The 19,324-nt window shown below is 56.7% G+C and carries 12 protein-coding genes; 1 reads left to right on the top strand and 11 read right to left on the bottom strand.

The features are described 5' to 3' along the window. Positions 1–18 precede the first annotated feature (18 nt). Positions 19–1,044: a dihydrodipicolinate synthase gene (locus tag NML54_RS06140; RefSeq protein WP_254756682.1), complete on the top strand. Its 1,026-nt coding sequence runs from the start codon at positions 19–21 to the stop codon at positions 1,042–1,044. A gap of 166 nt (positions 1,045–1,210) precedes the next feature. Here the strand turns inward: NML54_RS06140 and NML54_RS06145 are convergent, their stop codons facing one another. The 11 genes from NML54_RS06145 to NML54_RS06195 form a co-directional block, all read right to left on the bottom strand. Continuing rightward, complete coding sequence (locus NML54_RS06145) at positions 1,211–2,914, bottom strand: ABC transporter family substrate-binding protein (protein ID WP_254756684.1); 1,704 nt, start codon at positions 2,912–2,914, stop codon at positions 1,211–1,213. Between the two features lie 256 nt (positions 2,915–3,170). After that, a complete protein-coding gene (locus tag NML54_RS06150; RefSeq protein ID WP_254756686.1) occupies positions 3,171–4,871 on the bottom strand; it encodes an ABC transporter family substrate-binding protein in 1,701 nt (566 codons plus the stop codon). A 332-nt stretch (positions 4,872–5,203) separates the two neighbouring features. Then, on the bottom strand, positions 5,204–6,913 hold the full coding sequence (locus NML54_RS06155) for an ABC transporter family substrate-binding protein (protein WP_254756687.1): 1,710 nt from the start codon (positions 6,911–6,913) through the stop codon (positions 5,204–5,206). 446 nt (positions 6,914–7,359) lie between these two features. After that, positions 7,360–8,622, bottom strand: a complete 1,263-nt coding sequence (locus NML54_RS06160) for an ABC transporter family substrate-binding protein (RefSeq protein ID WP_254756689.1) — start codon at positions 8,620–8,622, stop codon at positions 7,360–7,362. After that, positions 8,567–9,061: a hypothetical protein gene (locus NML54_RS06165; protein WP_254756691.1), complete on the bottom strand. Its 495-nt coding sequence runs from the start codon at positions 9,059–9,061 to the stop codon at positions 8,567–8,569. Before NML54_RS06165 ends, NML54_RS06160 begins: the two co-directional genes overlap by 56 nt. Before the next feature lie 414 nt (positions 9,062–9,475). After that, on the bottom strand, positions 9,476–11,206 hold the full coding sequence (locus NML54_RS06170) for an ABC transporter family substrate-binding protein (RefSeq protein ID WP_254756693.1): 1,731 nt from the start codon (positions 11,204–11,206) through the stop codon (positions 9,476–9,478). Between the two features lie 367 nt (positions 11,207–11,573). Continuing rightward, on the bottom strand, positions 11,574–13,271 hold the full coding sequence (locus NML54_RS06175; RefSeq protein ID WP_254756695.1) for an ABC transporter family substrate-binding protein: 1,698 nt from the start codon (positions 13,269–13,271) through the stop codon (positions 11,574–11,576). Between the two features lie 429 nt (positions 13,272–13,700). Next, positions 13,701–15,794, bottom strand: a complete 2,094-nt coding sequence (locus tag NML54_RS06180) for an ABC transporter ATP-binding protein (protein ID WP_254756697.1) — start codon at positions 15,792–15,794, stop codon at positions 13,701–13,703. After that, positions 15,794–16,795, bottom strand: a complete 1,002-nt coding sequence (locus NML54_RS06185) for an ABC transporter permease (RefSeq protein WP_254756699.1) — start codon at positions 16,793–16,795, stop codon at positions 15,794–15,796. The genes NML54_RS06180 and NML54_RS06185 overlap by 1 nt, the downstream gene beginning before the upstream one ends. Beyond that, entirely contained in the window at positions 16,792–17,787 is a 996-nt protein-coding gene (locus tag NML54_RS06190; RefSeq protein WP_070629231.1) for an ABC transporter permease, read from the bottom strand. The genes NML54_RS06185 and NML54_RS06190 overlap by 4 nt, the downstream gene beginning before the upstream one ends. 569 nt (positions 17,788–18,356) lie before the next feature. Next, the gene (locus tag NML54_RS06195; protein WP_254756701.1) at positions 18,357–19,310 is read right to left on the bottom strand and encodes a phosphoglycerate dehydrogenase; all 954 of its coding nucleotides are present in this window, start codon (positions 19,308–19,310) and stop codon (positions 18,357–18,359) included. Positions 19,311–19,324: the final 14 nt, after the last annotated feature.

The raw sequence follows: 19,324 nt of genomic DNA on the forward strand, positions 1-19,324 counted from the left end.
GTGATATGGAGTACGATGATGTCTTCTGATACTAGGACATGGGATACCGGAGTGTGGGAAGAGCATCAAAAAGAGCTACGCACTCTTTCTCCTGTTCGGCGGCTGATGCGCCGGCTCAATCTTGAGGTGCTCGTCTACGAGTCTGCGCCGTTCCCGGTTCTGTTGCGTAAGCTCTCTGCGCTAATTCCAGCGTGCCTTCTGTGGTGGGTTATCTACGAGCCGCACCGGCTTGCTTCCTCCACCAGCCTCCCCGAGGGTACTCACGCTATTACGCTGCTCCCCGGAGCCTGGGGTGACCCCGCTACGGGGGCTTATGGAGGTCTTCCTGAGCTGCCGGGGGTCCTCGTGCATTGGGTGCTGTGCATCGCGGCGATGGCGGCTGTCGTTCATCTCTGCGGCGTCAAGGCGAAGGGCCAGAGCTTCACCATTCCTCACGATGCGCGTTCACGGTTGATTGCTCTGATGCAGGCTCTGGGCATTTTCGGTGCTTTTGCGCTGGTCGTCTGGATCGAGTACATGATGACTCCGCTGACCCTCATGTTTGAAACAGTGTACGCGGGCCCAACCGCAGCCTATAGCGGCGACGGCATGATTCCCCTGCACCTGTTCCTATCCTCGTCGTTGAGCGCTATTTTCTTGGGCTATTTTTGCGTGAACATTCTTGCCTCGCTGAATATCCCCGGGTACCTGGGAATCCCCGCAATTATTTACGTGGGGGCGCTCCCTTGGGCTCAAGCGGAGCGGCACCAGTTCACGTTGGCGCTGGCGTGGGTCATTGCGGTGACGCTGGTGAGTTGGCTCGTGCGCGGTATGTGGGGCACTCTGCCAGCCTGCGTGGGCTATTCTCTCTGGATTATGCTGGTGGCAACCAGCGGTGATCCTTTTGACCTGTCCGCCAATATGAGCCGTGTGCTCGTGATTTTGGGTTTCCCGCTGGCTTTCATCGTTGCTGGAGGCGGCATTTACCGCATCTTCTATCTGCGGCAGAACCCGAACCTGTTGAGGTATCTGCAGGAGCGTGCCCTGTACATGGGCGAGTGGTAGCAGCCGGTTAGGGCGGCGCTCCCCTCCCCCTCGTTTTTTGTAATTACATATCCCGCTCAAGGGCACAGAAACTTAGAGGGCACAGCAAAATCCCGGGTACTCTCTCGTGAGAGCACCCGGGATTCTGTTGTTCTACAGGACGGCTAGAGCATTACCGCAAGCGGTACTACTCCTGCCAGCCAACGTTGACCCAGTAGTCAGCGCTGGTGTAGCTCTGCTTGAACAGGGACGGACCGTAGTTCGCAATCTTAGCCTTAGCAGCGGCGTACATCGGGCCGTTTGCGTAGGGCAGGTACACTGCGACCTTCTCGTAGTAGAGCTTCTCCGCCTCGTTAGCGATCTTGATGCGCTCGTCTTCCTTCTCGGTGTTCTGCAGCTTCTCGATGAGCTTATCAACTTCAGGGTCACCGACCTCGAACACCTCGGTGGTGAAGAAGTAGGGCGCCGAGGAAGCCAGGTCGGGCAGAACGCCCCAACCGGTGAAGATTGCTTCGTAGCTCTTCTGACCAAGCACGGAGTTGGAGTTCGACTGCGGCTGGTTGTCAGCGCTCAAGCGAATACCTGCAGACTTCAGCTGCTGCTCCAGAATCTGGTAGACCGCCTGGTAGACAGCCTCGGAGCCGAAGGAGGTCATAGCGAAACCAGCAACCTTGCCGTCCTTAGCGTAGTAGTCGCCGGACTTGGAGTAGCCTGCAGCCTCCAGAATCTTGCCTGCAGCCTGTGCACCGGTGTCACCAGCGTAGTTGTTCTGGTAGCCCTTCTGGAACGGCATTGCGATGATAGAGCCGGGCAGCGGCTCGGTCCAGCCGAGCTGCGAGAAGTATGCCTTAGCAATCTGCTCGCGATCCACAGCGGCGAGGATTGCGCGGCGCAGTGCCAGGTCCTCAATGCGCTTGGGGTTCAGCTGAATGATGTTGACGTTGGTGTTCTGGCTCTGTCGAATCTCGGTGCCTGCCTGGCCCTTCACAGCGTTGTAGCTGGTTGCACCCACGAAGGTGAAGGCATCCAGTTCGCCGTTCTTGAAGCTTGCACGGATTGCTTCGGAGTCCATCTGACGCCAGATGATGCGGTCCAGCACAGGCTTCTCGCCCCACCACTTGTCGTTCTTGACCAGGGTGAGAACCTTCTGGGAAGAGTTCCACTCGCCAATCTTGAAGGGACCTGCCCAGTACTGGTCGAGGGGCTTGTCAACGAAGCCTTCGTTGAAGAGGTTGACGTCTTCAAGGGCGGGGTGGATTGCGAAGGCGCACAGACCCTCGGAGGGGTAATACGGAGCCTTCATGGTGACCTTGACGTGGAAGTTGTTGCCGTCCACAGCCTCGATGCTCTCAACCTGCTGCCACATGGTGTTGTCGGTGATGTGGTAGGGGTTGTCGGTGGTTGCGCGGTAGACCTTCCACATGGCGCGAACAGCGTTCACGTCCATGGGGGTGCCGTCGTTGAAGGCTGCCTTGGGGTTGATCTTGAAGGTTGCAGTCTGCACACCGTCGACGGTTTCAGTCTTGTGCTCGGTGCAGAACTCGGGGTTGAGGGTGCCTTCACCGTCGGGGCTCATGGTGTAGAAGCCCATGACAGCAGCGATGTTGCAGGGTGCCAGCGCGTCCAGGTTGCTGGAGGTGTAGCCGCTCTGGGTCTGCAGGTTGAAGTTCGGGCCCAGGGCGGTAGCCGCGAGAGTCAGGGTACCGCCCTTCTTGAGGGAGGAACGGTCCTGCTTGTTAATCTGAAGGTTCTTCAGAATATCTTCAGCATTGTTAGCGGCGCTACCGCCAACCTTTTCCTTCGAGCCGCCGCAGGCAGCCAGCAGACCAACGGTACCGAGGGCAACGGTGCCGGTCAGGAGGGTACGGCGAGAGACAGACATGCTCTTCATGGAATTTCTCCTAGAGTATTCGCAGTGTTGTGGAGTCGGTACGCGAACGGTGCGTAGCCAGCACTCCAACCCGGCGGGAGGACAGTCTCTGCCGGGGCGGGCAGAATGCCCACATTTGTTTTTAAGTATATCCTTACTGCTCTCTAGGGCATGGAAAAGCGGCGTGCTACAGAAGGTTTTTAATCCTTTTGTAACACGCCGCGGCAACGCTTTTGCCCTTATGGGGCATGTGCGCTGTGCTCAGCGCTTAAGATTTTTACTTTTCCCAACCGACGTTGATCCATACGTTCGGGTTGTAGTAGGGCAGACCGAAGAGCATGGGGCCGTAGTTCGCCAGACCCTTACGGCACGCCTTGAAGTTCGGGCCGTTGTGGGTGGGCACATAGATGGCAACCTCTTCCAGGTGGCGCTTCTCCAGCTCGTTCATGATCTTAAGCTGTTCCTTCCGGTCCTCGGTGGACATCATGGTTGCTGCCAGCGAGTCCAGATCCTTACCGTGACCGTTGTTGGTCTCGGAGATGTAGAAGTAGTTCGCCGCATCCACCGGGGAGGTGGTGATGCCGTAGCCACCGCTCTTGATGGTGAAGTTCTTCGCGGAGATGATGCTTGCCATTTCGGATGCACCGTGGTTGTCGATGCTCAGCTCAATGCCGATTTCCTTCATCTGCTGGGTGAGGAACTGTGCGGTGGAGCTTACGACCGGGTCGGTACCGAAGGTAGTCACCGAGTAGGAAGCCTTAACGCCGTCCTTCTCGTAGTAGTCGCCGTTCTTGGTGTAGCCTGCATCCTCGAGGATCTTGGTGGCGACGTCCTTGCCAAGCTTGGTCGGGTAGTTGTCCTGGTAGCCTTCCTGCATGGGCAGCATGCACATGGAGCCGGGCAGGTTTTCCTTCCAGCCGAGCTTCTCGTAGCGCAGCTTGAGCAGCTGGTCACGGTTCAGGGCGGCAACGAAGGCACGGCGGACGGGCAGGGGCATCTTTTCGGGGTTGATTTCGTAGTTGCCCACGGCCAGTGCGCTACCCTTGCGGATGTCGACGTTAGCGACGGTGGAGAGCTCGTTGTAGGAGCTGAGGGTGCTGGCGTCAGCGTAGTCAATCTCGCCGTTCTTGAATGCTGCCTGCTCTGCCTGGGAGCTCATTTCACGCCAGGTGATGCGCTCGAGCAGAGGCTTGGTGCCCCACCACTTCTCGTTGCGGACAACGGTGAGGACCTTGCCAGAGGAATCCCACTCGCTGACCTTGAAGGGACCTGCCCAGTACTTGTCCAGAGGCTTGCCGTTCATGCCGTCGTTGAAGAATGTGACGTCGACAAATGCCGGGTGCAGGAAGGAGGTGAAGCTACCTTCGATGGGGTACCAGGGCTTGGTCATGGTGACCTTCACGTGGCGGGAGTCGCCGTCGATCTCTTCGATGCTTGCGACCTGTTCCCACATCGGCGAGGGGGTGATCTGGTAGTCCTTACCCTCTGCTGCGCCGCGGTAGATGGTCAGGTAGCTACGGACAGCAGCGATGTCGATGGGGGTGCCGTCGTTGAAGACTGCCTTCGGGTTGATCTTGAAGGTGACGGTCTGCACGCCGTCAACGGTCTGAGCCTTGTACTCGGTGACGTAGTCCTCGTTCATGTGGCCTTCACCGCGGAAATCAGCGTAGTAGCCGCCGGTGAATGAGGAGTTAATTGCCGCCTGAATGTTCAGGTTACCTGCGGTGTAGCCGTTGGTGTTGAGGATGTTGAAGTTCGGGCCAATGCCGTCTGCGCTCAGTCGCAGCTCGCCGCTGTCCTTGAGGGTGGAGCGGTCCTTCTCGTTGTAGGAGACTGCCTTGGACAGGTCGTCGCCGGCGGAGAGAGCGTTGCTCGCGTTCTTGGTGGAGTTGCCGCCACAGGCTGCGAGCAGGCCGACAGTACCCAGGGCAACGGTGCCGGTGAGCAGGGTACGACGGTTGAGGGTGAAAGTGGTCATTAGTTTTCCTCAGTTAGGTGGGATGCTACTTTGCTGTACGCGGGGGAACACAACCCGCACACCTTTGTGACAGCACACACATTTTGTATTGGCAATAGTATACACACATTTCCCATGCACTATGACCTAGTTCACCGTTTCAGGGAAAATATTTCAGTCAATTCCCGAAACCACCCCACCACAAAACCACCCTTCAAAAACATAGAAAAGTCCCGCAGCACCCCGCCTCTAGGGCGGAATACCGCGGGACTTTACACTTCTGGAGTCTTATGCTGGCGCCTCTGAAAATTCAGAAACCACCGAATAGGAATCCAGAAAATTAACCTGTGGCTTTAGTTCTGCCAACCCACATTGACCCAGCGCTTGGGGTCGGTGTAACTGGTTGCAAAGAGGGAAGGACCGTAGTTAGCCAGCTTCTCCTTCACAGCTACGTAGCTGGGGCCGTTAGCGTAGGGGAAGTAAATAGCAACCTTCTCCATGTGCTGCTTCTCAGCCTCAGCAGCCATCTTCAGCTGCTCCTCGTGGGATTCCTTCTCGTAAATGGACGCGATGTACTTATCCAGCTCAGGATCACCCACGCCCTCGTTGATTTCACTGGTGTAGAAGTACTGAACGCTGTCTGCGGGGTCAGCACCAATACCCCAACCGGAGAAGGCACAGTCGTACTGCTTGGAGCCCATCACGGAGTTGAACTGGGACTGCGGCTGGTTGTCCTGCTCTAGCTTAATACCTGCCGCCTTGAGCTGCTGCTCGAGGTTCTGGAACTGAGCCAGGGAGGTTGCGTCCGAACCGAAGTAGGTGATGGAGAAGCCTGCAGTCTTGCCGTCCTTGGCATAGTAGTCGCCATTCTTGGAGTAGCCTGCTGCCTCCAGGATCTTTGCCGCAGCCTCGGCACCGGGGTTGGACGGCATGTTGTCCTGGTAGCCCTTCTGGAAGGGCATAGCAATCAGGGAGCCGGTCAGGGGCTCTTCCCAGTTGATCTGGCCGAACTTGACCTTAGCCAGCTGGGAGCGGTCAACCGCGGCGAAGACTGCACGGCGCAGGGCGGTGTCGGTCACGCGAGTCGGGTTGAACTGCAGGTTGATCACGCCGACGCTCTGACCGGAGCGGATCTGGACACCGGGCTGACCCTTGACAGCGTTGTAGGTTGCCAGGCCAGCAAAGCTAATGCTGTCCAGCTCGCCATTCTTGAACGCTGCGCGCTCTGCTTCGTCGCCCATTTCACGCCAGATAATGCGGTCCAGCAGCGGCTTCTCACCCCACCACTTGTCGTTGGACACGAGGGTGAGGGTCTTAGCCGAAGAGTTCCACTCGCCAATCTTGAAGGGGCCGGACCAATACTGATCCATAGGCTTGTTCACGAAGCCGTTGTTGAAGAGCTCCTTGTCGGTCAGTGCGGGGTGCAGACCGAGCAGGCCGAGGGTCTCAGCGGGGTACAGGGGCTTGGACATAACAATCTTGACACGGGTCTTGTCGCCATCCACAGGGTCGATGGACGCCACCTGCTGCCAGAAGGGGGCAGCGATAACGTTGTAGCCGTCATCAGGGTTGCGGTAGACAGTCCACGCGGCGCGGATCGCCTCAATGTCAACGGGGGTGCCGTCGTTGAAGACAGCCTTAGAGTTGAGCTTGAAGGTGATGGTCTGCACGCCGTCAACGGTCTCTGCCTTGTAGTCGCTGACGTAGTCGTCGTTGAGGCTGTAGTCGCCGGCAGGACTCAGGGAGGTGAAGCCAATAGCGGAGGGGATGTTGCAGGCACCACCGAATGCGGTGAGGTTCTCGGTGGTGTAGCCGCTCTGAGTCAGAATGTTGAAGTTCGGGCCGACTGCGGAGACGCTACCGCGAAACTCGCCACCCTGTTTGAGGGAGGAACGATCCTGCTTGTTGATTTCGAGGTTCTTGACGATTTCCTCGGTGCTTGATGCAGCCTTACCGCTGATCTTCTTGTCAGAGCCGCCACCGCATGCAGCGAGCAGGCCGACGGTACCCAGGGCAACAGTGCCGGTCAGCAGGGTACGGCGATTAATACGTAGATGAGTCATATATTTATTCTCCTCATGCCGGAGGGCTCAGGTGCTATTTGATACGCGCACCGTGTTGTGCGCCGATTTTTCGGGAGCGCTGAAGCTCCCGCCCATCACCTTTGTGAGAGCCCACACATTGTTTGTGGTTGAAACACAGTATACCCCCAAAAGAAGCGATGCAGACCACAGTCCAATCCGTGGAAGAACTATACACCGTCTAAAAATTACGGGTTCAACACCTGAACCCGCATCATCACGCGGAAGCCGCGTGCGAAAACTAAAAAATGAAATATTATATCGAATTGGCGCGCGAGCGCGTCACATCCAATGCTTTGAGAATCGTTACAAGTTACAAGCACAGCAACGGGGTAGCTATATCGCACTAAACCCTCCACAAGAAAAAGCTCCCCAACCCTATCCGACACTGCGAAAACGTATAGGGGCGGGGAGCTTAAAACTGCGGCTTATGCCATCCAGCCGACCGCAGACCAGTCGGTGGTCTTGAAGAGGAACGCACCGTAGTTAGCGAGCTTCGGGCGGCATGCCTTGAAGTCCGGACCATTGAGGAAGGGGATGAAGAGGCAAACTTCGCTCATGTGCTTCTTCTCAATTTCGTTGCACTTCTCGGCGCGCTTAGCGTCGTCGAGAATGGTGACCATCTCGTCGACCATAGCGTCAATTTCGGGGGTGCCGACGCCGTTCCAGTTCTTGGAGTGGTAGAAGTACTCGGCAGCACTGGTCGGTTCGGAGCTCACGCCGAAGCCCGAAATGCTCACGTCGTACTCGCGGTTACCAACAACCTTCGAGAATTCGGACTGTGCACGCGAATCGAGCTCGAAGTTAATGCCGATTTCCTTCATGCTCTGGATGAAGGTCTGTGCCTGGCCCTTGGTGGTGGCGTCATCACCGAAGGTGGTCAGCTTCAGGGTGACGGTCTTGCCGTCCTTCGCGTAGAAGTCGCCAGACTTGGTGTAGCCTGCCTTCTCCAGGACCTTGCGTGCTTCCTCCGGGTTACGGGCCGGGTAGTTGTCACGGTAGTGCTGGGAGGAACCCAACAGAAGCATCGAGCCGGGAACTTCTTCTTCGTAGGGCAGACCCTGGAAGCGAATCTTTGCCAGAGCACCACGGTCGATACCCAGGAAGATTGCCTTACGCACAGCAGTATCGGTGATGTGCTCTGCGTTCAGGTTCATACCGCCGGCGAAGAGGCGGTGACCGCGGCGGATTTCAGAGTTCGCAACATCCTTCATCTCGTTGTAGGCGCTGAGGGTACGTGATTCCACGACGTCCAGTTCGCCGTTCTTGTAGGCGGCGCGAGCTGCAGCGTCTGCCATTTCACGCACGACGATGCGATCCAGCTTGGGCTTGTCACCCCACCACTTGTCGTTGGGCACAGCAGTGAAGGTCTTCTCGGAGGAGTTCCAGCCGTTGGGTGCCAGGGTGAAGGGACCGCAACCGAGCTCGGGGTGGGGGTTGTCCACGAAGCCTTCGTTGAAGAGGTTTACGTCGAGCATCGCCGGGTGCAGGATTCCACCAAAGAGCAGACCCTTGACGGGGTTGTGTGCAGTCTTGAAAACAACGCGTGCGTGGTAGCGGTCGCCATCGATAGCTTCAACGCTTTCAATGTACTCGTAGATACCTGCTGCGGCAATCTTGTATTCACCGTCGGGGTCACGCTGGATCTGCCAGGTTGCCTTGAGGGCGTCGATGTCGATGGGGGGTGCCATCGTTGAAGACTGCCTTGGGGTTCAGGCGAACCTCTGCGGTGATCTTGCCGTCTACTTCCTTAGCTTCGAAGCCGAGGCAGTAGTTAGGGTCGAGCTCATCTTCGCCCTTGTAGGTGCTGCGCCAGATACCGGCACCGGCGATAACGCCCATGGTTTCGGCGACGGAGGTGCTCGAGCCGTTCTGGGAGAAGCGGTTGAAGTCCGGGCCAAGGGAGTAGGTGCTCAGGTTCAGGGTACCGCCCTGCTTGAGCTTCGAGGGGTCCTGCTCGTTGATTTCATAGAACGGGGTTTCGCTTGCCTTGTACTCGGTCTTGGAGGACGAGGAGCCACAAGCGCTCAGTACGCCGGCAGCAGCGACGGCGGTTGCGCCACCGAACAGTACGCGGCGGCTCATGATCGGGTTGAATCCGGAGAGGGTGGGGATGGGCTGGGGGCTCATGACGGGCTCCTTGTGGGTGTGGACTACGCTGATGCAGTGTTTGGCAGTGTAGAGTGGGTGGCTCGCGTGCTCTGGAGGCGGGGTTTCCGTCTGCAGGAGCGCCTGCCATTTGCGGTGATGGGCGGGCAGGTCAAGCCATACAAAATAATGTGACCTAAAGCTATGTCCTAAGCCACATTTAATATTTTTAGTAGTGTACACCACACACATCACTGCAAGTGTGCAACACGATAAATATTTCTTAATTATTACGCCCGGCCCTAAGATACCGAACCTAAATCCATATCGACACAACCCCACCACCCTTCACACAGTGCCCCCTCCCCCACCTCCAGAAATAGTCAACGGGCACAGCAGAGCGGGCCGAACGCGCATACACACATTCGACCCGCTCGCAAGACAGCCAGTCGTCTTTTAGGAGTTCATCCAGCCCACAGCAGTCCAGTCCATCGACTTATACAGGCGCGGACCGTAGTTAGCCAGAGTCTTCTTGACCATCACAAAGTCAGGACCGTTCGTAATAGTACCCAGGAAGGCGAACTCAGCCATGTGCTTCTTCTCAATCTCGTTGCAGGCAAGGTTACGTTCCTTATCATCCTCAATGAGGGTCATGGCGTCGATGAGGGCATCGATTTCCTTGCTGCCGATACCTTCGTTGTTCTCGGAGTAGTAGAACTGCTTGGTACCCTCGGTAGCGTCAGCAGAGATCGAGTAGCCGCTGAAGGAAATATCGTAGTCCCAGTTACCCAAAATAGTGGCGAACTCACTATCAGCGTGCTGATCGATCCGGATCTCAATGCCGACATCCTTCATCTGCTGAGTGAAGGTCTGAGCCTCACCCTTCGTGGTCGGGTCATCACCGAAGACCACCACTGCGCAGCCAGCCTTCGTGCCATCCTTCTCGTAGTAATCGCCGTTCTTGGTGTAACCGGCGGCCTCCAGGATCTTCTGCGCCTCCGAAACGCTGTTATTCGGGGTAGGGTAGGAATCCTGATAGTAGGGCGAGAAGGGCATGTGAATCATCGAACCGGCAATAGTCTCCTCGTAGGGCAGACCCTGGAACTGAATCTTTGCGAGTGCTTCACGGTTGGTGCCGACGAAGATCGCCTTACGCAAGGCAGCATCCTTGACGCGGCGAGGATTGATATCCAGACCACCGGCGTAGAGGCGGGTACCCTTACGCAGTTCGGTACCCGCAATGTTCTTCACCTCGGCATAGGTGGAGGAGGTGCTTGCACCGATAGCGTCAATTTCATCGTTCTTGAACGCAGCACGTGCAGCGCTGGACTCCATCTGGGTAAAGACAATCTTGTCCAGCAGGGGCTTGGCGCCCCACCACTTGTCGTTGGGTACAACACTGAAGGTCTTCGCGGTGGAGTCCCAGCCCTTATCCGCCAGGGTGAAGGGGCCAGCCCAGTACTCGGGGTGGGGTGCGTCCACGAAGCCGTTGTTGAAGAGCTCGACGTCTTCCAGTGCGGGGTGCAGAATCTCCGAGAAGAGACTCTGAAGCGGGTAGAAGGGCTTGGAGAAGGTGACGGTTGCACTGTAGTCGTCTTCGCCCTTTTCTACGGATTCAACAAATTCGTAGATGCCGCTGGAGACAATGTTGTAGCCGTTATCCAGGCTCTTAAAAATATTCCAGGTGGACTGAAGTGCCTTGTAGGTAATGGGGGTGCCATCGTTGAAGACAGCCTTGGGGTTGAGCTTGACGGCAACCTGAATCTTGTCGTCCTTCTTGCTGTGTTCGAAGGAGACAGCGAAGTCAGTGTTCAGCTTGTAGGTGCCATCAAAGTCGAGGTTCCACATGCCGGCCTGGCTGATGGTGCTCATAACGTTGACGTTATCGCTGGTGTTACCGCTCTGGGTGTAGAAGTTGAAGTTCGGACCGATGGATCCGGCGGGTAGGCGCAGGATGCCACCCTTCTTCAGGCTGTTCACGTCCTGGGCGTTGATGTCGTAGAGGTCTTCGATCTTGGCACCGGCGCCGGCAGCCTTGGTCTTTTCAGAGCTTGCACTGCCGTTGCCGCAGGCGCTGAGCAGACCTACAGCTCCCAGAGCCGCGGTGCCGCCAATGAGGGCGCGGCGGCTGAAGCTGTTCTTGGTCGCTTCGTGGCTACTCGCGGTGTATGCGGTGTTGGCGGTCATGGGAGTGGTTTCCTTCTGTCTTATGCGGGCGGGTGTATCCCGTATCCCCAAAATAATGATTATTTATGCAGGGCACTGCATAACTTTGTATGACTCCACTGTAGCGCACCTCGAGAGTGAAAACCAAGAATTTTCACGATATTTCTTAATATTTATCGCACTTTTTGAATATCCATACTATGAATACCCTGTTTTTGCGCGAATTTTTCGGATTTTATCGGATAGCTATACCACCGCTCCCCCGCATCGGTACACAAAAACACCCAAAGCCCCCTTTCGAAAATACAAAAAGTGTCCACCAGGATGATCCGGGTGGACACTTTCAATAGCTCCAGGCTATTCACCTAGTAGGTGAAGGGAAGAGGACTTACTTAGCCCAACCGACCTTCTCCCAGTGAATACCATTGCCCTGGTAGAGGGAAACGCCGTAGTTGCGCAGACCCTTCTTGACGAACTTGTACTCGGGACCATTGAAGAGCGGAACCAGCACAGCAATCTCAGAGAGGTGCTTCTTCTCAATCTCGTTACATGCCAGGTTGCGTTCCTTGTCGTCAGCAATGAGCTTCATCTTCTCGATCATCTCATTGATTTCGTCGGTGCCAGCGTCCTCGGGCTTCTCACGCAGGTAGAACTGCTGGGTAGCCTGGGTAGCATCCGGGTCGCTCAGAGCGTAGCCCGATGCAGTTGCGTCGTAGTCCTTAGCCTGCATTGCCTTACCGAATTCGCTTGCAGCGCGGGATTCGAGCTCAACATTAATGCCGACAGCCTTGAGCTGCTGAACAACGGTCTGAGCAACAGCCTTGGAGGTGGGGTCCTCGCCGAAGACGGAGTACTTGAAGGCAGCCTGCTTGCCGTCCTTCTCGTAGAACTCGCCGTTCTTGGTGTAGCCTGCCTCTTCCAGAATCTTCGATGCAGCAGCTGCATCGTTGTTCGGGGTCGGGTAGACATCCTGGTAGTACTCGGAGAAGGGCATGTGAATCATCGAACCGGGCTGCTTCTCTTCGTAATCCAGACCCTGGAAACGAACCTTGGCAATTGCCTCACGGTTCATGCCAGCGACCACAGCGCGGCGCAGAGCAACGTCCTGCATGCGGGCGGGGTTCATGACCATGCCGCCGGAGAAGAGGCGAACACCGCGACGCATCTCGGTGTTAGCAATTTCCTTCAGCTCCTTGTAGCTTGCAGCAGCGGTAGCGGGAGCAGCGTCAATTTCATCGTTCTTGAACGCCGCACGCTCAGCAGCGGAATCCATCTGACGGAAGACGATGCGCTCCAGAACGGGCTTCTCGCCCCACCACTTGTCATTGCGGGTCAGGGTCAGGGTCTTCTCGGAGGAGTTCCAGCCGCCCTCAGCTACGGTGAAGGGACCAGTAGCGTATTCGGGGTGCGGGTTGTCCACGAAGCCTTCGTTGAAGAGGTTCTTATCCAGCAGAGCCGGGTGCAGAATTTCACCGAAGAGGATGTTCAGGGGGTAGTAGGGCTTTGCGAAAGTGACCTTGACCTTGAAGTCATCACCGTCGCGCTCAACGGAGCCAACGCTGCTGTAAATACCGCTGGTCTCAATCTTGTAGTCGCCATCGACGCTCTTGAGGATGTTCCAGGTAGCCTGCAGCGCCTTGTAGTCGATAGGGGTACCGTCGTTGAACTTAGCCTGGGGGTTCAGCTCAATGGAGACAACGGGCAGACCGTTTTCCTCAGCGATTTCGAAGCTCTTTGCAAAGTCGGTAGACAGGGTGCGCTTACCCATGGGGTTAGCCTGCCAGAGACCGCTGTAGTACATGGGGCTCAGAGCAGCCTGGGTGTAGGAGGTAACACCGGTGCCGAAGAGGTTGAAGTCCGGACCCAGTGCAGTCACAGACAGGCGCAGGGTACCGCCCTGCTTCAGGTCCGAAACAGCGGTCTCAGCAATGTCGTAAAGTTCCTTGGCATCGGTACCCGCGGTTGCTCCCTGGTTGGTTGCCTTGGAGTCCTTGGACGAACCGCACGCAGCCAGTACGCCCGCGGTACCCAGTGCTGCAGCGCCACCGAGAACGGTACGACGGTTCAGGATGAAATTCTTCTCCATGAGAGTGTCCTCTTATACGTTTGACCCTCAATAATCCTGCAGGAAAGCGTCAAGGGTTCCCTGCTCATGCGCCGCAATAGGCTGCGGTGAGCGATGAATTAGTGCCGGTCTATGAATGTGTTCCTTGAGGTACGCCCCTAGCGGCGCACCCACAGGCTTAATTATGGCTTACCTGCGGTATAGAAGCTCACCTATAAATATTCATATCTTGAATGGTGAGAAAGGTTACACCTAGTCAGTGCGGTTTTTCCTGTTTTCTTGCTGATTTCAGTGCCTAGCGCCACATTCTGAGGCTCCCGCCGTCTCACCAGGTGACAATCTCAAGCTGCACGCGCCTCACCAGTACCGGGCATTAAAAACCCGAGGGGCGAATATTCAACGAATATTCGCCCCTCGGCACACATGCGACTTATTCAGCCGACTCTAGAGCTACACCATAGCGGCCTCAGCCTCAGGGTAGTAGCAAGCATAACCGTGATCCTGGCCCTCAACGGGGGTCAGTTCCGGCATCTCCTCCAGGCAACGACGCTTCTTGTCCTCAGGCAGCAGCTTGAAGACCGGGCAACGGCTCGAGAAGCCACAACCCTTAGGTGCGTTCACCGGAGTGGGCAGGTCGCCCTCAAGCATAATGCGGTGGCGCTTTGCCTCAACCTCGGGATCCGGAACCGGAATCGCCGAGAGCAGTGCACGGGTGTACGGGTGGATTGGGTTGTCGAACACCTGGTCGACATCACCAATCTCAACAATACGACCCAGGTACATCACTGCAACGCGGTCGGATGCGTGGCGAATCACCGCGAGGTCGTGAGCAACCATCAGGTAGCTCAAGCCCAGGTTTGCACGCAGCTCCTCCAACAGGTTAATCACACCAGCCTGGACGGACACGTCCAGTGCGGACACCGGCTCATCCAGAACCACGAGCTTGGGGTTCACGGCAAGCGCACGAGCAATACCGATACGCTGACGCTGACCACCAGAGAACTGGTTCGGGAAGCGGTTCACGTGGTCAGGTTGCAGACCCACAATGTGCATCAGCTCGATAACACGCTTCTTGATGTCCGCCTTGTTCATGCCCTGGTTTTCCAGCGGCTCAGCAAGCACCTCGTAAACGGTGAAGCGCGGATCCAAAGCACCGGTGGGGTCCTGGAACACCATCTGCTGGTTCTTACGCAGCTCAAGAATCTCACCCGCGGACTTGCCGTCCTTGGTGGAGGTTCCGTTGATCAGAATCTCACCGTCGGTGTTCTTATTGAACTCCATGATTTCCAGCAGGGTGGTGGTCTTACCACAACCGGACTCACCCACAATGGAGAAGCACTCGCCCTCACGAATATCGAAGGACAGGCCGTTCACAGCCTTCACAGTGCCCACGCGGCGCTTAATCAGTGCACCCTTCATGAGCGGGAAGTGCTTCTTGACGTTACGGACCTCCAGGACGGGGGCACGCTCCTCACGCGGAATACCGTCATACTTCGATACCGGGGGCTCCGGAACCGGGTACAGCTCGTCAGCAGTCTTACCGACCAGCTCCTGAGAGATGGTGCAGGAGGAGTAGTGGCCCTCGCCAACGCCTTCCAGCAGCTGCAGATCGGGCTCGCCGTTGGAGTCCTGGCAGCACTGGCCACCGCTCTTAGCGATGGGGCAACGCGGGCGGAAGGAGCACGCGGTTACCGGGTTGATCAGGTTCGGAGGGGTACCCTCAATCGGAACCAGGGAGACCTTCTCGGAACGGTCCACACGCGGGACCGCACCCAGCAGACCGATGGTGTACGGGTGGGAGGGATGCTTGTACAGGTCTTCTGCCTTCGCAATCTCCACCGGCTTACCAGCGTACATCACCAGAATGTCGTCAGCCATACCAGCCACAACACCAAGGTCGTGGGTAATCATGATGGTCGCTGCGCCGGTCTCATCCTGAGCCTTCTGCATAACCTCCAGCACCTGCGCCTGAATGGTCACATCCAGTGCGGTGGTGGGCTCATCGGCGATGAGCACGCGGGGGTCATTCGCAATCGCCATAGCAATCATGATGCGCTGACGCATACCACCGGAGAACTCGTGCGGGAAGGAACGCAGGCGATCAGCCGGCGAGGGAATACCCACCATACGCATCAGTTCGATGGAACGGTCCTTGATAGCCTGCCTGCTCATGCCCTTGTTGTGGACCTTGAGCACCTCAGCGATCTGATCACCAATGGTGTACACGGGGGTCAGCGAGGACAGCGGATCCTGGAAGACCATGGAGATCTCCTTGCCGCGGTATGCGCACATTTCCTTATCGCTCAGACCCAGCAGCTCGGTGCCGTTGTACTTAATCGAGCCGGTGATGTCAGCGGTAGTCGGGTGCAGACCCATAATCGCCATGGAGGCAACGGACTTACCGGAACCGGACTCACCCACAATACCCAGGGTCTTACCGGGATACAGGTCAAAGTTCACACCGCGAACAGCATGCACGATGCCATTCTCAGTGTTGAAGCGGACGTTGAGGTCCTTAACGCTCAGAACGGGAGAGGTACTCATTAGTTCTTCGCCTCCTTTGCAGCGGCAGCAGGTGCCTCTGCCTTCTCGTTCTTCTTGGACTTCTTGATCTTACCGACAGACATGGAGGTCGGGTCGAATGCGTCACGCAGACCATCGTTCATGAGGGCCAGCGGACCAACCAGCAGGAAGAAGAACAGAACCGGGAACCAGAACATGTGCGGCAGGGTGTTAATCTGCTGCGAAGCATCCGAAATCAGCGAACCCAGCGAGTAGTTGGGGTACTTAATACCGATGCCGATGAAGGAGTAGGCAACTTCAGAGAGCACAGCGCTCATGATGCCGCTGGTGAAGTTCAGAACCAGCAGGGAGCCGATGTTCGGAACCAGGTGGCGCATCACAATCTTGAAGGGGTGCACACCCATGTAGCGTGCAGCCTTCACGAAGTCGCGGTTGATGAGGGACTGTGCCATTGCACGAATAACACGGGCGCTACCCATCCAGCCGAAGGTAATCAGCACTGCAGAGAGCAGAATCCAGGTGGGGACGCTCTTCTGAATCTGCTTACCAACCTGACCGTTGATCAGAATTGCCAGAATCAACAGTGAGGGCACCATAATCAGGGTCTCGAGGATGAACAGCATAATCTTGTCGATCCAGCCACCGAAGTACGCCATCACACAGCCGTAGACTGCGGAGATGAACACGGTGACGAAACCAACGAGCACACCAATTTCGAGAGAGGTCCAGACGGCCTCGACCATCATGGCGAACACGTCGTTACCCGCGATGGTGGTACCGAACCAGTGGTCAGCCGAGGGGCCTTCACCCAGCGCCATGTAGTCAATGTCGTTGGGCTTGTACTTGGTCAGGTACTTACCAAACAGGCCGAACAGACCCATGCCGATGAACACGGACAGGCCGAAGACTGCAGACTTGTTACGCAGGAAGCGGCGCAGAATAATAACGCTCTTGTTGATGACCTTGAAGTTACCGTTCTCCTGTACCACCGGTACGGAGGAAGTTGCAGTTACCTGGCTCATGAGATCCTCACTCGGGGGTCGACGATGGTGGTAGCGATATCAGCGATAATCGCACCGACAGCGAACAGAGCAGAACCGTACGCGAGGGTCACGGTCGCAGCGTTCACGTCCTGCGAGGAAATGGAGTCAATCGACCACTTACCGATACCGGGCCATGCAAAGACAGTCTCAGCGAAGAATGCACCCGCAAAAATCAGCGGAATCTGGTACGCGATGGACTGTGCCACGGGGATGAAGGAGACGCGCAGTGCGTGGCGAGTAATCGCCTGGTTGCGGGTCAGACCCTTTGCACGAGCGGTACGCACGAAGTCAGCGTTCACGTTATCAAGCAGGTACTGACGCTGTGCAATCTGGTAACCAGCCCAACCGAAGATGGTCATACAGAAAGTCGGCACGATGTAGTGCGCCGCCATATCGATGGTGATTTCCCAGAATCCGGTCAGACCCGGAGTCGAAATACCGGTCACGAAGAAAATCTTCTCTCCACCATTAGCAACGGCGATGTTGTTGATAGTGGTCGCGCCCTGCTGCACCACGAAGTAAGCAACGGGAGCGGGGATGATGTAGACCAGGTAGGAGTAACCGGTGATAACACGGTCAGAGAACTTATACTGGCGAGCTGCCGAGTACACACCCAGGGCAATACCAATCACAATCGAGAGAATGGTAGCTACCAGCAGCAGGCGGGTAGAAACCCACACGCGCTGGCCAAATTCCTGGTTAATGTACGCGCCGTTGGGGCTACGGCCCCAATCGAACTTGGTGACCACATTGGTCAACCACTGAACGTAGCGGTCCCAGGGGTTCATTTCGGGATCGAGACCCAGGGACGCGAAGTTACGGTTCACCTGCTCGGGGCTAGGCTTCGGAACCTTTTCCTGCTCCAAGAGGGCAGGCTTCAGGGCAGTAACCGCAGCAAAGTAACCCATCGTAGTCGTAATAAAGACCATGACGAGGTACGTCAGCGATCGCTGGAGGATGTACCTAAACATGGGACGGTTCCCCTCCTTGTGTAGATGTCGGTGTTAAGGCATGTGTGTCATGCTGTCCTAGCGCACTGCTTCGTGATGACTGTCACTAGGAGCATATTTACTTTATCTTATATAGCCTGTAACACTTCCACCAAACCCACATTGGGCACTTTCACCCCTTAGAACAGCCTGCATGCAAGCTAAAAGGGAGCTGGGTAAAAAAATGCCCCGGAATACCGGGGATAAGGAGTGGATTAACAATTTTTACGAAAATTTTACATCAGAAATAATTCTCTCGACATAGGGACGTAATAACCTTTTTGATAAGCACTTTAACAGGGTAAAACACCACGCAAACCCACCATTTAAGGGGCTAAACCAACACTTCCAGCCCCTAAACCAAGCACTAAGGCACACCTCTTAAGCGCGCTATTTAAGGCAACGCAGCCAAAAACGGCGCCCCGGCACGAGCACACGACTCGCACCGGGGCTCCACTTATATAGGAAGGCAACGCCTCCGCCCCTCACCCATCCGCAGGCAAAGTAGCTTCAAAGGTAGGGACAACAACGTAGAACAGCCCGGGCACCGCCTAGAAGCGGTTACGGTACTCCTCAGCCGGAGCACCAGCACGCAGGGCAGCAATATTGTGAGCAATCAGCGACTCCGGATCCACCGGACGACCACCAGCCGAATGCGGGGTAATCACCAGGTTCGGGGCATCCCACAGAGGGTTCTCAGCGGGCAGCGGCTCGTTGTGAACAACATCCACCGCTGCACCAGCCAGCTTGCCCTCCTTCAGTGCCTTAATCAACGCCGGCTCATCCACGGTAGTGCCGCGACCAACATTCACCAGGTACGCACGGGAAGGAAGCAGAGCCAGACGGCGCTCATTCATAGCGTGAAAGGTCTCATCAGAAGTAGGCAACACCATAATCAGCACATCGGTGCTCGGCAGGTACTCCTCAACCGACTCGGTCGCAATCACAGGGAATCCCGCACGCTCACCCGCAGAACGAGCCACACCGGTCACCTTTGCGCCGAACGCCTGGAGCAGGCGGGCAATCTCCTGGCCAATCGAACCGAAGCCCCACACCATAACATTCGCATCCAGAAGAGTAGTCACCTGGTTCTCAGGGTGCAGTTCCTGAGCACCACCCAGCTCCCCTGCCCAGCGGCGCTTACCCTGCTCAACAGCCAGAGTCGGCAGGAAACGCACCAGGTTCAAAGTCAGCGCCAGGGCATGCTCAGCCACGGTCTTCGAGTGCAGACCCACACCCGCGCAAATAGCAGCCTCGGAACGGAAACCCGCAGCGCGCGCAGCATCCGGACCAGCCAACAGAGCCTGCACCAGGCCCACGTTCTTCAGACGGGCCGCAGAATCAGCCAGCTGCTCCGTGGTGTTCGCCCACGCAATGAACACGTCCGCGTCGGTGTCTTCCTCCGCAATCGAGGTGGCGGGGTCGTAGAGGCGCACGGTATCACCCGGCTCCAGGCCCAGGTGCTCATGGTCGAGGGCAATGGAGGTAGGCTGCAGAATCTTCATGAATGGTTCTCCTC

The sequence above is a fragment of the Rothia gullae genome (genome assembly GCF_024294905.1).
In the GTDB taxonomy this organism is placed as follows: Bacteria; Actinomycetota; Actinomycetes; order Actinomycetales; family Micrococcaceae; genus Rothia.

Bases quoted from the DNA above. Each gene is read 5' to 3' on its own strand.
- NML54_RS06155 (WP_254756687.1), bottom strand. From the start codon at position 6,913: ATGACTCATCTACGTATTAATCGCCGTACCCTGCTGACCGGCACTGTT.
- NML54_RS06145 (WP_254756684.1), bottom strand. From the start codon at position 2,914: ATGAAGAGCATGTCTGTCTCTCGCCGTACCCTCCTGACCGGCACCGTT.
- NML54_RS06180 (WP_254756697.1), bottom strand. From the start codon at position 15,794: ATGAGTACCTCTCCCGTTCTGAGCGTTAAGGACCTCAACGTCCGCTTC.
- NML54_RS06150 (WP_254756686.1), bottom strand. From the start codon at position 4,871: ATGACCACTTTCACCCTCAACCGTCGTACCCTGCTCACCGGCACCGTT.
- NML54_RS06195 (WP_254756701.1), bottom strand. From the start codon at position 19,310: ATGAAGATTCTGCAGCCTACCTCCATTGCCCTCGACCATGAGCACCTG.
- NML54_RS06185 (WP_254756699.1), bottom strand. From the start codon at position 16,795: ATGAGCCAGGTAACTGCAACTTCCTCCGTACCGGTGGTACAGGAGAAC.
- NML54_RS06190 (WP_070629231.1), bottom strand. From the start codon at position 17,787: ATGTTTAGGTACATCCTCCAGCGATCGCTGACGTACCTCGTCATGGTC.
- NML54_RS06160 (WP_254756689.1), bottom strand. From the start codon at position 8,622: ATGGCACCCCCCATCGACATCGACGCCCTCAAGGCAACCTGGCAGATC.
- NML54_RS06165 (WP_254756691.1), bottom strand. From the start codon at position 9,061: ATGAGCCCCCAGCCCATCCCCACCCTCTCCGGATTCAACCCGATCATG.
- NML54_RS06170 (WP_254756693.1), bottom strand. From the start codon at position 11,206: ATGACCGCCAACACCGCATACACCGCGAGTAGCCACGAAGCGACCAAG.
- NML54_RS06140 (WP_254756682.1), top strand. From the start codon at position 19: ATGTCTTCTGATACTAGGACATGGGATACCGGAGTGTGGGAAGAGCAT.
- NML54_RS06175 (WP_254756695.1), bottom strand. From the start codon at position 13,271: ATGGAGAAGAATTTCATCCTGAACCGTCGTACCGTTCTCGGTGGCGCT.